Here is a 17364-nt window from a genome sequence, read left to right on the forward strand (position 1 = left end):
GGGGGCTCCCGGCTCCTCAGGAAGGCTCGTCGGTGCGGTCGATCAGGCCCAGGCGGTGGGCGGCCCGGGTCAGGTGCGTGCGCACGGCCTTGCGCGCCGCCTCGGCGTCGCGGCCGGCGATGGCCTCGTAGATGTGCTCGTGCTCGCGCTGCACCTTGGGCGTCCATTCGTCGAAGCGGGCCGAATGGCGGCGCGCCACGGCGATGCTCTGGGTGACGCTGACCGCCAGGAAGATCATGAAGTCGCGGTAGTAGGGGTTGTTGGAGGATTCCGCGATGGCGCGATGAAAGGCGGCGTCGGCGGCCACCCCGTCGGCGCCGTGGGACACCGCCTCGGCCATCTCGTTCACCGTCTCGCGGATGCGGGCCAGCTGCGCCTCGCTGCGGCGCTCGGCGGCCAGGGCGGCGGCGCCGGTCTCGACCTCGGCGCGCAGCTCGAAGACATAGCGCAGGTCGTCCTGGGCCGACAGATTCTCGGTGCCGATGCGATAGGCCAGGCTGGGCGGGTTCTCGGTCACGAAGGCGCCAAGGCCCTGGCGGGTCTGGATCAGGCCGTCGCGCTTGAGCCGGGCGATGGCCTCGCGCAGCACGTTGCGGCTGACCCCGAACTGCACCGACAGCTCGGCCTCGGTCGGCAGGCGCTCGCCGCGCTGCATCGTTCCGTCGGCGATCTCGCGCTCCAGCACCTGGGCGATCTCCTCGGGCAAGGCTTTACGGCGCCTCACCGCGGAAAACCGCGCTGCTGCTTCGGGGTCGGTCATCGGCTTGGGATGCTCCGTTTCGGCAGCGGTTATCGGAAGGCGGGGACGTTTGGGGGCGTCCCTGCCTTCCTATGGCTTCTTGGACGCTCTCTTGAGAAAAACCCTAGCACAATTATGGTTGTCCTACAACCCAACAAGTGCCGGAGGCGCAAAAAAATCGACGTCACCTGTCGCCGGGCGGTCGACCCGCCTATCTCAATCAATGGGCCCGGCCGATGAGGAGAACGCAGCGATGACCAAGTCCATCAAGGCGCCGCCGGTGGCGCCCGCCAAGCCCGGCCGCCCGCCGCGCGGCGCGGTCAATCCGGCGCTGACCGCCCAGACCCGCAAGGTGATGGGCAAGCACTATGCGGCCAAGTACGGCGTGCGCAAGGAGAGAGGCCGCGGATAGGCATCGGCCGGCTCAGGCGGCCGGCGGCTTCGGGATCTGGCGGTGGAACCGCTCGCGGTAGGCGATGTAGGCGGCGGAGGCGAAGATCATGGTGCCGCCGGCCCAGGTATAGCGGTCGGGGATCTGGTCGTAGGCCAGGAAAGCCAGTCCGGCGATCCAGATCAGGCGCATGTAGTCGAAGGTCATCACCACATTGGTATCGCCGTCGTGGAGCGAGCGGGTATAGAGAATCTGGCCGATGTTGCCGGAGACGCCGATGAAAACCAGCCAGGCGATCTGCTCCCAGGTCGGCCAGGTCCAGACGTAGAGGGCCGGAAACAGGCCGATTGGCGCCATCAACAGCGACATGTAGGCGGTGATGGTGACCGCCGAGTCGGTGCGCGACGATACCTTGATGAGGATGATGCCGACGCCCGAGCCGACCGCCGAGAAGATGGCGAGCGCCAGCCCCAGATCGATGGCGCCGCCGCTGAACCCCGACTTGACGGTGACCAGGGTGCCGGCGAAACCGAACAGGATGGCCGACCAGCGGCGGATGCCGACCTTCTCGCCCCAGAAGGCGATGGCCAGAAGGGTGGAGAAGATGGGGGCCGAGAATCCCAGCGCCGTGACCTGCGCCAGGGGTGCCACGGCGAGGGCATAGAACCCGGCCAGCATGCTGAAGGTCCCGACTACGGCGCGGATGCCGTGCAGGTCCAGCCGGGTCGTCTTCAGCACTCCCAGGCCGTAGCGCACGATCCACGGCACCACCACCAGCAGGCCGAACAGGTTGCGGAAGAAGGCGATCTCGAAGGCGTGAATGCCGTCGTTGGCGACGTGGCGAATGGCGAGGTGCATGGTGGCGAAGAAAACGCCGGCCAGCAGCATCTTGCCGATGCCGGGAAGGTTGCCGCCGACGGGGGCGGGAGGAAGGGAACGAAAGGGCATCGGCGTCCTTTGCGGCGACGGGAAGACGGTCGCAGTGGCCCGGTGGCCAATCTAGGAGGGACGCGGCGGCCCGGCAACGCCAATCTGCCGCCGCCCGCCGGTCCCGGCGCGTTAGGTGTCGGGTTTCGGCCGTCGCCGATGCTATACTGGTGGCGTATTGTCCAACCGGCGGATGCTGGCGGGGGCGCTTGCCGTGACCTATCTCAAGAAGAGGGCAAACGGCTGTTTCGGAGGGAGTGGGAACGACGATGAGCGGCGACGACAAGCTTCCCAGCACGGACTCCTCGGGGGCCGATGTGGAGGCTTTCCTGCGAAAGGTGGCGGCCACCCCGGTCTCGATGGCGCCGGGGCAGCGCGGCCGCCTGATTTTCGCGCTCGACGCCACCGCCAGCCGCCAGCCGACCTGGGATCGCGCCGCGCAGATCCAGGCCGAGATGTTCGTGGAAACGGCCGGCCTTGGGGGGCTCGAGATGCAGCTCGCCTTCTATCGCGGATTCGGCGAGTTCAAGGTCAGCCCGTGGCTTGCCCAGTCGGCGCCGATGTTGCGGATGATGACGTCGGTGTACTGTCTGGCCGGTGAAACGCAGATCCGCAAGGTTCTCTCCCATGCCGTCAATGAAACCCGCAACCGCAAGGTCAACGCCCTGGTCTTCGTCGGCGATTGCGTGGAAGAAGACATCGACCAGTTGGGCAGCGTGGCCGGCGAGCTGGGGTTGCTGGGCGTGCCCGCCTTCATGTTCCACGAGGGGGCCGACCCGGTTGCCGAGTTCGCGTTCAAGCAGATCGCCAAGCTGACCAACGGGGCCTGTTGCCGCTTCGATGCCAGCAGCGCCCACGTGCTGAAGGACCTGCTCAGCGCCGTTGCCGTCTATGCGGCGGGGGGGCGCAAGGCCTTGGACAACCTGGCCAGGAAGCGCGGCGGCGAGGTGCTGAAGATCGCGCACCAGGTGAGAGGCGGATAGGGGGTCGTTCTGGCGTACTTTTTCCTGGGCATGGCCTTGCTTGCCGGTCTGATCGTGGCCGGTCGCTGGTTCGTTACCGCCGATCCCAAGACCCTGGCGAAGGCGTTGAAGTGGGTCGCAGGCGCCGTCGTCGTGGCCATTATCGTGTCGCTGGCGGCGACCGGCCGCCTGGGGTGGGCGATCATGGCGCTGCCCGCCCTGCTGCCGTGGCTGGCGCGGGCCCGCGCCGTGCATCGCGCCGCCAGGAACTTCTCGCGGATGTCGGCCGGCATGATGGGCGGCGGCGGCACCGGTCGCACGTCGGAAGTGCGCACGCGCTTTCTGAAGATGGTGCTCGACCACGATTCGGGCATCATGAACGGCGAGGTCATCGACGGAACCCATAGCGGGCGCCGGCTCGACGACCTGTCGTTGGCCGAGTTGCTGGACCTGTTGAACGCCTGCCACCTGCAAGACGCGCAGTCGGCCCAGGTTCTCGAAACCTATCTCGATCGCGTGCACCCGGACTGGCGCGAACGCGTCCAGGCGGCGGGCGCCGGCGCCGGGACCGGCGGCGGCCCCGGAACCCCCGTTCCCGGCGGCATGAGCCGCGAGGAGGCCTACCAGGTGCTGGGCCTGGAGCCGGGCGCCAGCGACGACGACATCAAGGCGGCGCACCACCGCCTGATCGCCAACCTGCACCCCGACCGCGGCGGCTCCACCTACCTGGCGGCGAAGATCAACCAGGCGAAGGACGTCCTGCTGGGGGAATGAGGGCCCCGGCGTGTGGCCACGCGCGTGGCACAACTCTTGCTGCAAGAGCGGGCGAGATCGTCGTCAGGGCAGCAAGGAGCACATCATGGATGGACTTTCCGGCATCGGCACCAATCCCTACCTGCGCAGCCAATCGGGGGCGGGCGTAACGGAAACGGCCGCCAGCCGATCGGCTCCGGCCTTCGTCGCCGCCGACATGCCGACGCGGGCGAATACCAGCCTTGGCGGCATGACTCAGACGCCGGTCGAAGGGTCCTTGTTGGTCGCCCTTCAGGACGTGCGCCTGAACAACCCGGCCGCCGAGGACGAGGCCGAGGAGGGCGAGACCGAAAGCGCCGGCATCTTCGCCACCGGGGAAGAAGACGAGACCGAGACGGTCATCGACGAGATCCTGGAAAAGGGCTTTGTCGACTGGGCCCACGAGGAATGGCTGGAGCGCATCCGCGAAGAGGCGCGCAAGACGGTCATGGCCGGCATGGGGCTGACCGAGGACGACGTCGCCTCCATGTCCCCCGACATGCAGGACCAGGTCGAGCGGTTGATCAAGGAGGCGGTGGACGAGGCGGTGAGCCGGGCCGTCGAGAAGGCGGCCGAGGAAAACGGCGAGAAGACCTCCGGCCAGGCCATGGTGGTCAGCCCGATCATCACCGGCGCCTGATCGCCGCTCCGGCAATTTGTGCCGGCCGCACGGCATCTTTTGCCGGCGGCCGTCAGCGCGGCAGCCCGAAAAAGTTCAGGAACAGGGGGAACTGGCCGTCCAGCATGTGGCGGCCCGGCTGGACGCGGCAGCCGCGTTTCTCGGCTTCGCGAAGCAGGCGCGTCACCGGCGGTTTCATCACCGCCTCGCAGACCAGCATACCGGGCCGAAGCCGGCCGGGATCGACCGGCAGCGGATCGTCCGCCTTCATGCCCAAGGGCGTCGCGTTGACCACGGCATCGAAGGCTCCGGGGTCAACCTCCGACCCCGCAGGCTCGATGGCGAGGCCGGGCGCGCCCGTCCGCAGTTTGCGGCACAGCGCCTCGGCGCGGCCGGGAACCGGGTCGGCGATGGCGATGCGGCCGGGCGCCACATCCAGCAGGGCGCCCGCGATGGCGGCGCCGGCACCGCCGGCCCCGAACACCAGGTAGGACAGTCCGGCCGGATCGATGCCCTGGCCGCGCAACCCCTCGACGAAGCCAAGGCCGTCGAACAGCTCGCCCGCCCAGCCGCCCGCCGGCGTGCGGCGCACGGCGTTGACGGCGCCGACCCGGCGGCCGTGCGGCCCCACCTCGTCCATCAGGGCGGCGAAAGCCAACTTGTGGGGGATGGTGACGACGAGGCCGTCCAGATTGGCCAGCGCCGCGAAGCCGGCCAGGGCCGCCCCGACGCCTGCGGCTTCGACGCGCAGGGGCAGGAATACGGCATCCACCCCCCGTTCGGCGAAGTGGGCGTTGAACACGTCGGGCGAGCGGACCTGCTCGACGGGGTCGCCGACGATGCCGTAAAGCCGCGTCGTTCCCGAAATCGGCGGGGGAGTGGTCACCGGGCCTCCTCAGGCGATGGTTGCGGCGCGACCCTGCCAGCGGATGGAGGAGCGGTCAAAGAAAAACATCGGCTTTCGTGCGGCGCCGGCAAAAGCCGTGAGAAATCGGTGATCGGGGCGCCATTCGCTCCGGCTGCGGCTTGCGACCGGGCGGTCGCTGTGGCACAAAGAACCCCGTCGGGTGGGGGGCAATCTCCCGCCGAAGCCGAATGAATTCAGAGGATTGTCCGATGGTCCGACCCGTTCGCAAGGCCGTCTTCCCGGTGGCCGGCCTTGGCACCCGGTTTCTTCCCGCCACCAAGGCCATGCCCAAGGAAATGCTGACGATCGTCGACAGGCCGCTGATCCAGTACGCGGTCGAGGAGGCGCAGGCGGCGGGGATCGAGGAACTGATCCTTATCACCGGACGCGGCAAGACGGTGATGGCCGACCATTTCGACCACAGTTTCGAACTGGCGCAAGTGCTCAAGGATCGCGGCAAGACCGAGGCGTTGAAGCAGATCACCGACCTCCTGCCCGAGCCGGGGCAGATGTCGTTCATCCGCCAGCAGCAGCCGTTGGGCCTCGGCCATGCCGTGTGGTGCGCCCGCAATTTCATCCAGGGCGAGCCCTTCGCCGTCATCCTGGCCGACGACCTGATCCTGGCCAAGCCGGGGGTGCTGACCCAGATGGTCGAGGCCTACAACGAGGTCGGCGGCAACGTGGTGGCGGTCGAGGACGTGCCGCGCCAATACACCAACCGCTACGGCATCCTGGACGTCGAGAGCGACGACGGCAGGCTGGCCCGGGCCAAGGGCCTGGTCGAAAAGCCGGACCCGTCGGTGGCGCCCTCGACGTTGTCGATCATCGGGCGCTACATCCTGCAGCCCGAGGTTTTCGACCACCTGGCCAAGAAGGAACGCGGCGCCGGCGGCGAAATCCAGCTGACCGACGCCATCGCCAAGACCATCGGCACGGTGCCGTTCCACGGTTACCGTTTCATGGGCGAGCGTTTCGACTGCGGCCAGCGGCGCGGCTTCATCGAGGCCAACATCGCGTTCGCCATGCAGGTGGACGACCTGCGCGACCAGGTGATCGAGCTTCTCAGGAAATACGCGTGACCATCGCCGGGTCCGGCTCCGGGCCCGAAAAATCAACTGAAAGGGGATAAACCTCATGCGCGTCGCAATGATCGGCACCGGGTATGTCGGGCTGGTTTCGGGCGCCTGCTTTTCCGAGTTCGGGGTCAACGTCGTTTGCGTCGACAAGGACACCGCCAAGATTGACCGCCTGAAGCAGGGCGGCATCCCGATCTACGAGCCCGGGCTCGAGGATCTGGTGGCGGGCAACGTCAAGTCGGGGCGGTTGTCCTTCACCACCGACTTGGCGGACGCCGTCAAGGGGGCCGACGCCGTGTTCATCGCCGTCGGCACGCCGACGCGCCGCGGCGACGGCCATGCCGACCTTTCCTACGTCTACGCCGCGGCGCGCGAGATCGCGGCGGCGCTCAACGGCTATACCGTCATCGTCAACAAGTCGACGGTGCCCGTGGGAACCGGCGACGAGGTGGAGCGGATCATCCGCGAGGCCAGGCCCGACGCCGACTTCGACGTGGTGTCGAATCCCGAGTTCCTGCGCGAAGGCTCGGCCATCAACGACTTCATGCGCCCCAACAGGGTGGTCATCGGCACCGAATCGGAGCGGGCCCGCCAGGTGATGCGCCAGCTCTACCGGCCGCTGTTCCTCATCGAGACGCCGATCGTCTTCACCTCGCGCACCACGTCGGAACTCATCAAGTACGCGGCCAACACCTTCCTCGCCACCAAGATCACCTTCATCAACGAGATCGCCGATCTCTGCGAAGTGGTCGGCGCCAACGTCCAGGACGTCGCCAAGGGCATCGGCCTGGACGGGCGCATCGGCGGCAAGTTCCTGCATGCCGGCCCCGGCTACGGCGGGTCGTGCTTTCCCAAGGACACGCTGGCCCTGGTCCACACCGCCCAGGACGCCGGGCGGCCGCTGCGCATCGTCGAGGCGGTGGTCGACATCAATACCCGGCGCAAGAAGGCGATGGCGGAGCGCGTCATCGTCGCCTGCGGCGGGGCCGTGAAGGGCAAGACGGTGGCCGTGCTGGGTGTCACCTTCAAGCCGAACACCGACGACATGCGCGACGCGCCCAGCCTCGACATCGTGCCGGCCCTGCAGGCGGCGGGCGCGCGGGTGCGCGCCTACGACCCCGAGGGCATGGCCGAGGCGAAGCCGCTGCTCAAGGACGTGGAGTGGTGCGACGACGCCTACGCGACCTTGCCCAAGGCCGACGTCGTGGTCATCATTACGGAATGGAACGAGTTCCGGCTGCTCGACTTCAAGCGGGTCAAGTCGCTGATGACGCGGCCGGTCATGGTGGACCTGCGCAACATCTACAATCCGGCCGAGATGGCGGCGGCGGGATTCCACTATACCTCCATCGGCCGGGCCACGGCCCGGACGCCTGAAGCGGTAGCGGGAGAACTGTCATGACCGGGGCCAGAACATTAGATCCCACCATCCTTCGCGAGTACGACATCCGCGGCATCGTCGGCAAGACGCTGGCCGCCGATGACGTGCGCACCGTCGGGCGCGCCTTCGGCAGCATCGTCGCCCGGGCGGGCGGCCACCGGGTGGTGGTCGGCTACGACGGAAGGCTCAGCTCTCCCGAGCTCGAGGCGGCGCTGGTCGAAGGGCTGGCCGCCTGCGGGCTTACGGTGTGCCGGGTCGGCCGCGGGCCGACGCCGATGCTTTATTACGCCTCGCACGCGGTGGGGGCGGACGGCGCGGTGATGATCACCGGCTCGCACAACCCGCCCGAATACAACGGCATCAAGATGGTGCTGAAGGGCAAGTCCTTCTTCGGGGCCGACATCCAGCGCCTGGGGCGCATCGCGGCGGCCGGCGACTTCGTCAACGGTCCCGGCAAGGCCACCGACCATCGGGTCACCGAGGCCTACGTCGAGCGCCTGCTCGAAGGCATGGATTTCGGGCGGCCGAAAAGCGTCGTCTGGGACCCCGGAAACGGCTCGTCGGGCGAGGTGCTGCGCCGCGTCGTCGACCGCCTGCCGGGCCGCCACGTCGTCATCAACGAAACCATCGACGGCACCTTCCCGGCCCACCATCCCGACCCGACGGTGGAAAAGAATCTGGTCCAGCTCAAGGACGCGGTGAAGGCCGAGAAGGCCGATTTCGGCATCGCTTTCGACGGCGACGGCGACCGCATCGGCATGGTCGATTCCGAGGGCCGGGTGCTGTGGGGCGACCAGTTGCTGGCCATCCTGGCGGCCGACGTGTTGGCCGACGTGCCGGGCTCGATCATCATCGCCGACGTCAAGGCCAGCCAGGTTTTGTTCGACGAGGTGGCGCGCCTGGGCGGCAAGCCCTTGATGTGGAAGACTGGGCATTCGCTGATCAAGGCCAAGATGGCCGAAACCGGCTGCCCGCTGGCCGGCGAGATGAGCGGCCACATCTTCTTCGGCCACCGCTACTACGGTTACGACGACGCCCTTTACGCGGCGCTGCGCATGCTCTCCATCGCCGGGCGTTCCGACACCAGCGTCGCCGCCATGCGCGACCGCCTGCCGCAGATGGTGAATACGCCCGAGATGCGCTTTCCGTGCCCGGAGGCGCGCAAGTTCGCCGTCATCGACGAGGTGAAGGGGCGCTTGGCCGGCAAGAGCGGCATCAAGGTCCACGACATCGACGGCGTGCGCGTGCAGTCGGCCGACGGCTGGTGGCTGCTTAGGGCCTCGAACACCCAGGACGTGCTGGTCGCCCGCTGCGAGGCGGCCGACAAGGCGGGCTTGGAGCGGCTCAAGGCAACCCTGGTCGAACAGGTCGAGGCCAGCGGCATCGAGGCGCCCGACTTCGACTGAGTGCCTGCCAATGAGGTCAGCGGTTCACCGGCATCGCTCCTTCCGGCCCCTTACGCGGGATCGGGCGGAACGAGCAGCCGATAGCCGACGCCGGGTTCGTTGCCGATGTAGCGGGGATGGCTGGAATCGTCGCCCAGCTTTTGGCGCAAATGGCGGATGTAGACGCGCAGATAGTGCGTCTCGTGCTCCTGCGCCGGCCCCCACACCTCGCGCAGCAATTGCTGGTGGGTGACGATGCGGTCGGCATGGCGGGCAAGATACCACAGCACGTCGAATTCCCGCTTGGTCAGCTTGACCTCGCGCTCGCCAACCGTAATGCGGCGCAGCGCCAAGTCGATGTGCAGGTCGCCCACCTCGATGACCGCCTTGTCCTCGTGCTGGCCGCTCGACTGGTCGCGCAAGATCGCCCGGATGCGGGCCATCAGTTCGCCGATGCCGAACGGCTTGGTGACGTAGTCGGTGGCCCCCAGATCGAGCGCCCTGATTTTTTCGGATTCGGCCTCGCGCACCGAAAGCACGATGATCGGCACCTGCGACCATTCGCGGATGCGGGCGATGACATCGTGGCCGCTGATGCCGGGAAGCCCGAGGTCGAGGATGACAAGGTCCGGCTGCTTGATGGCGGCCACCTGCAACGCCTCTTCGCCGCTCGCCGCCTGCTCGACCTCGTAGCCGTAGGCGGTAAGGCTGATTTCCAGGAATTTGAGGATCTGCGGCTCGTCGTCGACGACGAGGATGCGGCTGCCTGTCACGGTCATGGCTAGGCCCCGCCGCCCGCCAGGTCTTCCGGTTCGGACGGAACGTCGGGCGCCGCTTCGAGCGGCAAACTCATGATGACCATGGTGCCCTTCCCCTTGGGTCCGGCTTCGATGGCGATCTTACCGCCATGCGCCTCGATAAGGCCACGGCATATCGACAGGCCCAACCCGGTGCCGGCAACCTGCCGGTCCTCGGCTCGAACACGGTAGAACTGGTCGAACACGGCCTCACGCTCACCCTCGGGGATGCCCGGCCCCTGGTCGGTCACGGAGATGACGAGGCTTTCCTCCTCCGCCCGCCCGGCGATCTCGATGCGCGTGCCCGGCGGCGCGTACTTGGCGGCATTGTCGAGCAGATTGACCAGGATATGCTCCATGAGCAGCGGGTCGACCCGAAGGTAGGGCAGGTCGCCCGGCAGGCGGACGTCGAGCGTGTGGCGCGACAAGGTCTTTTCGGTCTGGTGGCGGGCCCGGTCGATGATCTCGCCCAGATCGCACCATTGCCGGTTGATCTCGAGGGCCCCGTAGCTGAGCCGCGTCATGTCGAGAAGGTTCTGGACGAAACGGTGCAGGCGCGCCGATTCGTCCAGGATCGCCTGGATGAGGTTTTGGCGGGCCTTCGCGGGCAGGGTGACCCCGGGGTCGGCCAGCGTGGTCGCCGAGCCGATGATGGAAGCGAGCGGCGTCTTGAGGTCGTGTGAAACCGACGACAGCAGTGCCGCGCGCAAATGCTCCGTTTCATTCAGAAGACGCGTATCCTCCATGACGGCCATCAGGTTGGTGCGCTCGATGGTGACCGCCACCTGGTCGGTGATGGCGTCGAGCAGCCGGCGCCGGTCGGGTTCCAGTGGACGCCTGTCCTCGAAACTGACGCCGAGCACGCCGATGGTGCCCTGGCGGGTGCGCAGCGGCAGGAACAGCCAGTCGGCGGCCGGCAGCGTGTCGGAACTCCAGCCCGCCGGTTCGCCTTTGCTCCACGTCCACTCGGTCGCCGCCCGGTCGCGCTGCTCGAGCCGGTCCTCCGGCGGATAGCCGGCGGCGATCTCGAGCTTGCCGTCGTTCGGCAGCAGGATCAGCGAACGGCACTCCAGCGTCGAGGCGACATGGTGGACGACCGCCCACAGGACGTCGTCGGACGATGCCGCCGCCGCGACCTTGCGGCTGAATTCGTAAAGGTTGGCCGAACTGCGCGCGGCGGATCGCATGGACTTCACCTGCCGGCGCAATCGCGCCGCCAGATTCCCGGTGAGGACGGCGATGAGCAGGAAGAGCGCCAGCGTAAAAACATCCTGCTCGCTGACGACCCGCAGCGTGAAATACGGCACCGTGAAGAAGAAGTTGAAGCTGAGAAAGCTGAGCCCGCTGGCATAGAGCGCCGGCCCCAACCCGAATCGCGACGCGATCAGAAGGACCGCCGCCAAAAAGAAGAACGACAGGTTGGCGACGGAAAAAAAGCGCTCGACGTAGGCGACCACGAACGTCGCCGCCGCAACGCCCAGCGTGGCCCAAACGTAGTCGCGCCATGCGATGCCCGACGTTTTGGTCGCAACCGGCGGCCGCTTGGCTTTCTCCTCATCCGTCTGGCGGGGAACGGTAACCACCTCGAAGGCCTCGGCGCGCCGGCCGACATGGGCGGCCACCCGCTCGGAGAACAGGTGACGCAGCGATCCGGCTCGCGGCCGGCCGAGGACGATGTGGGTGGCGTTGCGCGAACTGGCATAGCTCACGATCTCTCGGGCGACATGGGATTCCGCCGGCAGCGTCACGGCCTCGGCGCCCAGCCGCTCGGCCAGCCGCAAGACCGCGGAGATGCGGTCCTTCGCCGCGTCGTCGAGGCTGTCGTGATGCGGCGTGCGGACGTAAAGGACGATCCACGGCGCCCGCAATCGCTCGGCAAGCCGCCGTCCCGCCCGGACCAGGCTGTTCGATCCCTCCGTCGCATCGACGCAAACCAGCAGGCGCACCTGCGCCGGCCAGGGGCCGGGGATGGCGTGGGCCCGCATGTACTGGACCATCTGGGCGTCAACACGCTCGGCGGCGATGCGCATCGCCAGTTCGCGAAAGGCGGTCAGGTTGCCTTTGCTGAAGAAATGCCGGATGGCGCGGCCGATCTGGTCGCGGACATAGACCTTGCCTTCGCGCAGCCGCTGGATCAGCTCGTCCGGCGGCAGGTCGATGATCTCGATGTCGTCGGCGGCTTCCAAGGCGTGGTCGGGCAGCGTCTCGCGCACCCGCACGCGGGAGATTCGGGCGACGACGTCGTTCAAACTCTCGATGTGCTGAACGTTGAGGGTCGTGTAGACGTCGATGCCGGCGGCCAGCAGTTCCTCGACGTCCTGGTAACGCTTCTCGTGGCGGCTGCCCGGCACGTTGGTGTGGGCGAACTCGTCGACCAGCACCAGTGCCGGCTTGCGGGCAAGGACGGCATCCAGGTCCATCTCGCCGAAGGCGCGGCCCCGGTACTCGACCTGTCGGCGCGGAATTGCCTCGAGGCCGCGCAGCAGCCGTTCCGTCTCGATCCGGCCGTGGGTCTCGGCGATGCCCACCACGACGTCGAGGCCTTCCTTGCGCCTTTGGCGCGCGGCCATCAGCATCGCATAGGTCTTGCCGACGCCGGGATAGGCGCCGAGGAAGATCTTCAGGTGGCCGCGACCTTCCTTTTTGGCCTCTTCGAGGAGAGCATCGGGTGCCGGACGGTCCTGGTCTTCAGCCATTCAATTGCGCGTCCCTGTTTCGACGCCCCCCATTTTATCCGCAACCCGCGCCCGTGTATCGCCTCCCCCGTTCAACGCGACAGGCGATCGAGCGCGAGATTGATCTCCAGGACGTCGACCAGCCGATCGGGCGTCAGCACGTCGCCGGGAGCGAAGGCGTGGCGATCGATGACGGCCTCGACCTGCGAGAGGGGCAGACCGCGAGCCCCGGCCACGCGTTCCGCCTGATACAGCGCGGCTTGCACGCTGATATGGGGGTCGAGCCCGCCGCCCGAAGCCGCCGCCAGTTCGGCGGGCAACGGTTTGGCGGCCGTCGCCCCGTAGCGGGCGACCAACTGGCGCGCCCGTTCGCTGAGGTCGGCGCTGGTCGGGGACTTGTTGCTGCCCGCCGCGGCGGTCGCATCGTATCCCTCTTTTCCCGCCGCCGACGGCCGCGGCCAGAAATAGCCGGGCTCGGTGAAGTTCTGGGCGATCAGGCGGCTGCCGATGGCCTTTCCATCCGCCGCCGTGATCAGCGAGCCCTGGGCGGTATCCGGAAAGAACCGGGCCACACCCAGGATCGCCACCGTGTAGCCCACCACGCAGATCAGCAGGGTGGCGACGACAAGGCGAAGACTGGTGACGAGCAATGCCATGATTGGGCTCCCGAGAGGCTATTTCATGAGGGTGAAATGTTCGGCGATCGGCCCCAGCGCTGCCGCCGGAAAGAACGTCAGCGCGCCAAAGACCAGGATCGTCGCCATCAGCATGACGCCAAAGGTGCCATCCTCGACGCCCAGCGTGCCCGCCGTTTGCGCGCTGGGCCGCTTGGCGGCGAGCGAGCCGGCGATGGCCAGCGGCAGGATGATGGGGATGAAGCGGGCGAACAGCATGACAATGCCGGTCGCCACGTTCCACGGCACCGTGTTGTCGCCCAGCCCCTCGAACCCCGAGCCGTTGTTGGCACTGGCCGAGCTGAACTCGTAGAGCATCTCGCTGAAGCCGTGGGCGCCGGCGTTGTTGAGCGTCGCTTGGCCCCATGGCGTCGCCGCGAAAAGGGCGGTGCCGCCCAGGATGAAGAAGGCATGGGCCAGCAGGGCGAAGATGGCGAGCTTGACCTCGAACGCCTCGACGCGCCGGTTCAGGTACTCGGGCGTCCGTCCCACCATCATGCCGGCCATGAACACGGCGACGACGATGTAGAGGAACATGTTGATCATGCCGACGCCGACGCCCCCGAAGGTGGCGTTCAGCCACATGCCGATCATCGGCATCAGGCCCGTCATCGGGTTGAGGCTGTCGTGCATGGCCCCCACCGAGCCGTTGCTGGTCGAGGTGGTCAGCACCGCCCACAACGGCCCGGAGGCGGCGCCGAAGCGCATCTCCTTGCCTTCCAGGTTGCCGACGTCCCGGGTGATCGGCAGGTTGGCGAAGGCTTCCGTCGGCGCCGTTTCGAAAGAGACCGCGCCGGTGATCTTGACCAGCAGCAAGACCAGCATCACGCCGAACACGACGGACGCGTGACGCATGCGCCCGATGATCCGCCCGAACATCCAGACGCCGGCCATCGGGATGAGGATGATCGAGATCATCGCCAGTCCGTTGGTCCAGAAGGTCGGGTTCTCGAACGGATGGGTGGAATTTGGTCCGAAGAAGCCGCCGCCGTTGGTGCCGAGCTGCTTGATGGCCAGGAACGCCGCCACCGGCCCCCGGGCGATGGTCTGCATCGCCCCTTCCAAAGTGGTGGCGTGGACCGCGCCATCGAGCGTCATCGGCATGCCGCCGATGACCATGGCGGAAGCGACGATGAGGGCGACCGGCAGCAGCACGAGGAACGAGGCCCGCTGAAGATCGACGAAGAAGTTGCCCATCGCCGGCCGTCCGGCGAGGCCCCGGGCCAGCGCCACCAGCGCGGCGATGCCGGTGGCGGCCGACACGAACTGCAGCCACATCAGGCCGCCCAACTGCGAGAAGTAGCTGAGCGTGCTTTCGCCGGAATAGTGCTGGAGATTGGTGTTGGAGGTGAAGGACGCCGCGGTGTTGAAGACGAGGCTGCCTTCGATCGGTCCCATGCCGTCCGGATTGAGCGGCAGATACGACTGCAAGCCCAGGATGGTGAAGGTCACCACGAACATGACCGCGTTGAACGCCAGCATGGCGATCACGTACTGCTTCCAGTTGTGCGACGCCCGGGTCAGCGGGCCGCCGATGCCCTGGAAGGCCCGGGTCCATCCATCGGGACCCTCGGCGAGCGGGGCCGGATCCATGGCCCATTTCATGTAGCGGCCCAGCGGCCAGGACAGAAGGACCGTCCCGCCGACGATGAGGGCGACGAAGAGAATGGCGTACATCATGGGATGATCTCCAGAACGCCGGGCGCTCAGGCCCGGTCGATGGCTTCAGTCAACATGAACAGCAGGCCGAAAATCAGGATTCCGAGAAGCAGATAGAGCCACAGCATGGGGTCAAATCCTCTGCGCGGTGGGAACACGGGCGGCCGTCGCCTTCTTCGTCATGCCCGCACTTGTTGCGGGCATCCACGACTTCGGGCCGACGCCGTGAAGAAAGTCGTGGATGGCCGGAACAAGTCCGGCCATGACGGGGTGTGGCGGCATGGCGGCCAATGCCTTGTGTCGGTTCGCTGGCATCCCGCGATGTCCTAGGCGAGGCCAAGCGACGTCAGCACCATGTCGATGAGCTTGATGCCGACGAACGGCACGATGAGGCCGCCGGCGCCATAGACCATCAGGTTGCGCCGCAGGAGGGCCGACGCGCTCGACGGGACATAGCGAATGCCACGTAGCGCCAAGGGAATGAGGGCGACGATGATCAAGGCGTTGAAGACGACGGCCGACAGGATGGCGCTTTGCGGGCTGGCCAGGCCCATGACGTTGAGCGCCTGGAGCGACGGATAGGCGGTCACGAACAGGGCCGGCAGGATCGCGAAGTACTTGGCCACGTCGTTGGCGATGGAGAAAGTGGTGAGCGAGCCGCGGCTGATCAGCAGCTGCTTGCCGATCCTGACGACCTCCAACAGCTTGGTCGGATCGCTGTCGAGATCGACGATATTGGCGGCTTCCCGCGCCGCCTGCGTTCCGTCGTTCATGGCGACGCCGATGTCGGCTTGGGCAAGGGCCGGCGCGTCGTTGGTGCCGTCGCCGCACATGGCGACCATGCGCCCCTGGGCCTGCTCCTTGCGAATCCATTCCAGCTTCTTTTCCGGCGTGGCCTCGGCCAGGAAGTCGTCGACGCCGGCCTCGGCCGCGATCGCCGCCGCCGTCAGCGCATTGTCGCCGGTGATCATCACCGTGCGGATGCCCATGCGCCGGAGCTCGGCGAAGCGCAGGGCGATATCCGGCTTGACGATATCCTTGAGGTGGACGACGCCGAGGATGCGGCGGTCCCGGGCGACCAGCATCGGCGTGCCGCCGGTGCGGGCGATCTCTTCGACGATCCGTTTGATACCGCCGGTCTCGGCCGGATCGGCATAGGCGAGGATGGCGTCCTCGGCCCCCTTGCGGACTTCGCCGTCGCTAAGCTCGGCGCCGCTCATGCGGGTTTGCGCGGTGAAGGGGATGAACGTCCTCACCTGGGACGCGTCGGCCGTGAAGCCATGCTTGGTCTTCGCCAGTTCGACGATGGAACGCCCTTCCGGCGTGTCGTCGCTGAGCGAAGCCAGGGCGGCCGCCTCGGCGAGTTCCGGGACCGTCACGCCCCTCAAGGACACGAACGCGTCCGCCATGCGGTTGCCGAACGTGATGGTGCCGGTCTTGTCGATCAGCAGCGTGTCGACGTTGCCCGCCGCCTCGATGGCGCGGCCCGACTTGGCGATGATGTTGGCCTGGACAAGCCGGTCCATGCCGGCGATGCCGATCGCCGACAAAAGGCCGCCGATGGTCGTCGGGATGAGGGTGACGAGAAGCGCGATCAGGAAGACGACGGGGATTGTCGCTCCCGCATAGCTGGCGAAGGGCTCGAGCGTGACGACGACGATCAGGAAGATCAGCGTCATGCCGACGAGCAGGATATTGAGGGCGATCTCGTTGGGTGTCTTCTGGCGCCTGGCGCCTTCGACCATGGCGATCATGCGGTCGAGAAAGCTTTCGCCCGGCTTGGCGGTGACACGCACCTTGATCCAGTCGGAAACCACCCGGGTGCCGCCGGTGACGGCCGAGCGGTCGCCGCCGCTCTCGCGGATGACCGGCGCCGACTCGCCGGTGATGGCGGCCTCGTCGACCGAGGCGATGCCTTCGATGATCTCGCCGTCCGCCGGGATGATGTCGCCGGCCTCGACGAGGACGACGTCGTCGGGGCGCAACTCGCTGCTGGGTACAGCCTCGGTCTTGCGGCCATCCGGCGAGACCAGGCGCCTGGCCTCGGTCTCCTGGTGGGTTGCCCGCAAGCTGTCGGCGCGGGCCTTGCCGCGGCCTTCGGCCAGGGCCTCGGCGAAGTTGGCGAACAGCACGGTGAACCACAGCCAGCCGGCGATCTGGGCCGTCAGGCCGATCGAGCCGCCGGAGACGGCCTCCCACGCCAGGGCAAGCGTGGCGAGAACGGAGACCACCTCGACCACGAACATGACCGGATTGGAGACGAGGACACGCGGATCGAGCTTGGCAAACGCGGCCCGGATGGCGGGTCCGACCAGCGCGGGGGCGAGGACGCCGGCGGCGGGGCGGGGATGCTTGGCACTCATGAACCGATCTCCTTGAA

General features: G+C 67.4%; 15 protein-coding genes. 7 read left to right on the top strand and 8 right to left on the bottom strand.

What is annotated here, in order from left to right; translation table 11 throughout:
- Positions 1–16: 16 nt before the first annotated feature.
- A complete protein-coding gene (locus ODR01_RS03660; RefSeq protein ID WP_316976254.1) occupies positions 17–760 on the bottom strand; it encodes a FadR/GntR family transcriptional regulator in 744 nt (247 codons plus the stop codon).
- 232 nt (positions 761–992) lie between these two features.
- On the opposite strand from ODR01_RS03660, the gene ODR01_RS03665 reads away from it, so the two are divergent.
- Entirely contained in the window at positions 993–1151 is a 159-nt protein-coding gene (locus ODR01_RS03665; protein WP_316976255.1) for a hypothetical protein, read from the top strand.
- A 12-nt stretch (positions 1152–1163) separates the two neighbouring features.
- On the opposite strand, the gene ODR01_RS03670 is transcribed toward ODR01_RS03665, so the two are convergent.
- The gene (locus ODR01_RS03670; protein WP_316976256.1) at positions 1164–2078 is read right to left on the bottom strand and encodes a DMT family transporter; all 915 of its coding nucleotides are present in this window, start codon (positions 2076–2078) and stop codon (positions 1164–1166) included.
- Positions 2079–2326: 248 nt separating this feature from the next.
- On the opposite strand from ODR01_RS03670, the gene ODR01_RS03675 reads away from it, so the two are divergent.
- The 3 genes from ODR01_RS03675 to ODR01_RS03685 all read left to right on the top strand — a co-directional run bounded on the left by ODR01_RS03675 (position 2327) and on the right by ODR01_RS03685 (position 4451).
- Entirely contained in the window at positions 2327–3040 is a 714-nt protein-coding gene (locus tag ODR01_RS03675) for a VWA domain-containing protein (RefSeq protein ID WP_316976257.1), read from the top strand.
- Between the two features lie 30 nt (positions 3041–3070).
- Complete coding sequence (locus ODR01_RS03680) at positions 3071–3793, top strand: DnaJ domain-containing protein (RefSeq protein ID WP_316976258.1); 723 nt, start codon at positions 3071–3073, stop codon at positions 3791–3793.
- 85 nt (positions 3794–3878) lie between these two features.
- Positions 3879–4451, top strand: a complete 573-nt coding sequence (locus ODR01_RS03685) for a hypothetical protein (RefSeq protein WP_316976259.1) — start codon at positions 3879–3881, stop codon at positions 4449–4451.
- Positions 4452–4503: 52 nt separating this feature from the next.
- On the opposite strand, the gene ODR01_RS03690 is transcribed toward ODR01_RS03685, so the two are convergent.
- Complete coding sequence (locus ODR01_RS03690) at positions 4504–5316, bottom strand: shikimate dehydrogenase family protein (protein WP_316976260.1); 813 nt, start codon at positions 5314–5316, stop codon at positions 4504–4506.
- Positions 5317–5546: 230 nt separating this feature from the next.
- On the opposite strand from ODR01_RS03690, the gene galU reads away from it, so the two are divergent.
- Genes galU through pgmG form a run of 3 tightly spaced genes read left to right on the top strand, consistent with a single transcriptional unit; the run spans position 5547 to position 9200 of the window.
- Positions 5547–6416: a UTP--glucose-1-phosphate uridylyltransferase GalU gene (gene galU / locus ODR01_RS03695; RefSeq protein WP_316976261.1), complete on the top strand. Its 870-nt coding sequence runs from the start codon at positions 5547–5549 to the stop codon at positions 6414–6416.
- A gap of 55 nt (positions 6417–6471) precedes the next feature.
- Complete coding sequence (locus ODR01_RS03700) at positions 6472–7815, top strand: UDP-glucose dehydrogenase family protein (protein ID WP_316976262.1); 1344 nt, start codon at positions 6472–6474, stop codon at positions 7813–7815.
- Positions 7812–9200: a phosphoglucomutase/phosphomannomutase PgmG gene (gene pgmG, locus ODR01_RS03705; protein ID WP_316976263.1), complete on the top strand. Its 1389-nt coding sequence runs from the start codon at positions 7812–7814 to the stop codon at positions 9198–9200. Before ODR01_RS03700 ends, pgmG begins: the two co-directional genes overlap by 4 nt.
- 50 nt (positions 9201–9250) lie before the next feature.
- Here the strand turns inward: pgmG and ODR01_RS03710 are convergent, their stop codons facing one another.
- From ODR01_RS03710 to kdpB, 5 genes are all read right to left on the bottom strand, one after another.
- Complete coding sequence (locus ODR01_RS03710) at positions 9251–9958, bottom strand: response regulator transcription factor (RefSeq protein ID WP_316976264.1); 708 nt, start codon at positions 9956–9958, stop codon at positions 9251–9253.
- Positions 9959–9960: 2 nt separating this feature from the next.
- On the bottom strand, positions 9961–12672 hold the full coding sequence (locus ODR01_RS03715; protein ID WP_316976265.1) for a sensor histidine kinase KdpD: 2712 nt from the start codon (positions 12670–12672) through the stop codon (positions 9961–9963).
- A 71-nt stretch (positions 12673–12743) separates the two neighbouring features.
- On the bottom strand, positions 12744–13307 hold the full coding sequence (locus ODR01_RS03720; protein WP_316976266.1) for a potassium-transporting ATPase subunit C: 564 nt from the start codon (positions 13305–13307) through the stop codon (positions 12744–12746).
- A gap of 18 nt (positions 13308–13325) precedes the next feature.
- Positions 13326–15005: a potassium-transporting ATPase subunit KdpA gene (gene kdpA, locus ODR01_RS03725; protein WP_316976267.1), complete on the bottom strand. Its 1680-nt coding sequence runs from the start codon at positions 15003–15005 to the stop codon at positions 13326–13328.
- Positions 15006–15310: 305 nt separating this feature from the next.
- Positions 15311–17347 carry a potassium-transporting ATPase subunit KdpB gene (kdpB, locus tag ODR01_RS03730; protein WP_316976268.1) on the bottom strand — a complete coding sequence of 679 codons (2037 nt, stop codon included), beginning with the start codon at positions 17345–17347 and terminating at the stop codon, positions 15311–15313.
- Positions 17348–17364: the final 17 nt, after the last annotated feature.

The organism is Shumkonia mesophila (genome assembly GCF_026163695.1).
In the GTDB taxonomy this organism is placed as follows: domain Bacteria; phylum Pseudomonadota; class Alphaproteobacteria; order Rhodospirillales; family Shumkoniaceae; genus Shumkonia; species Shumkonia mesophila.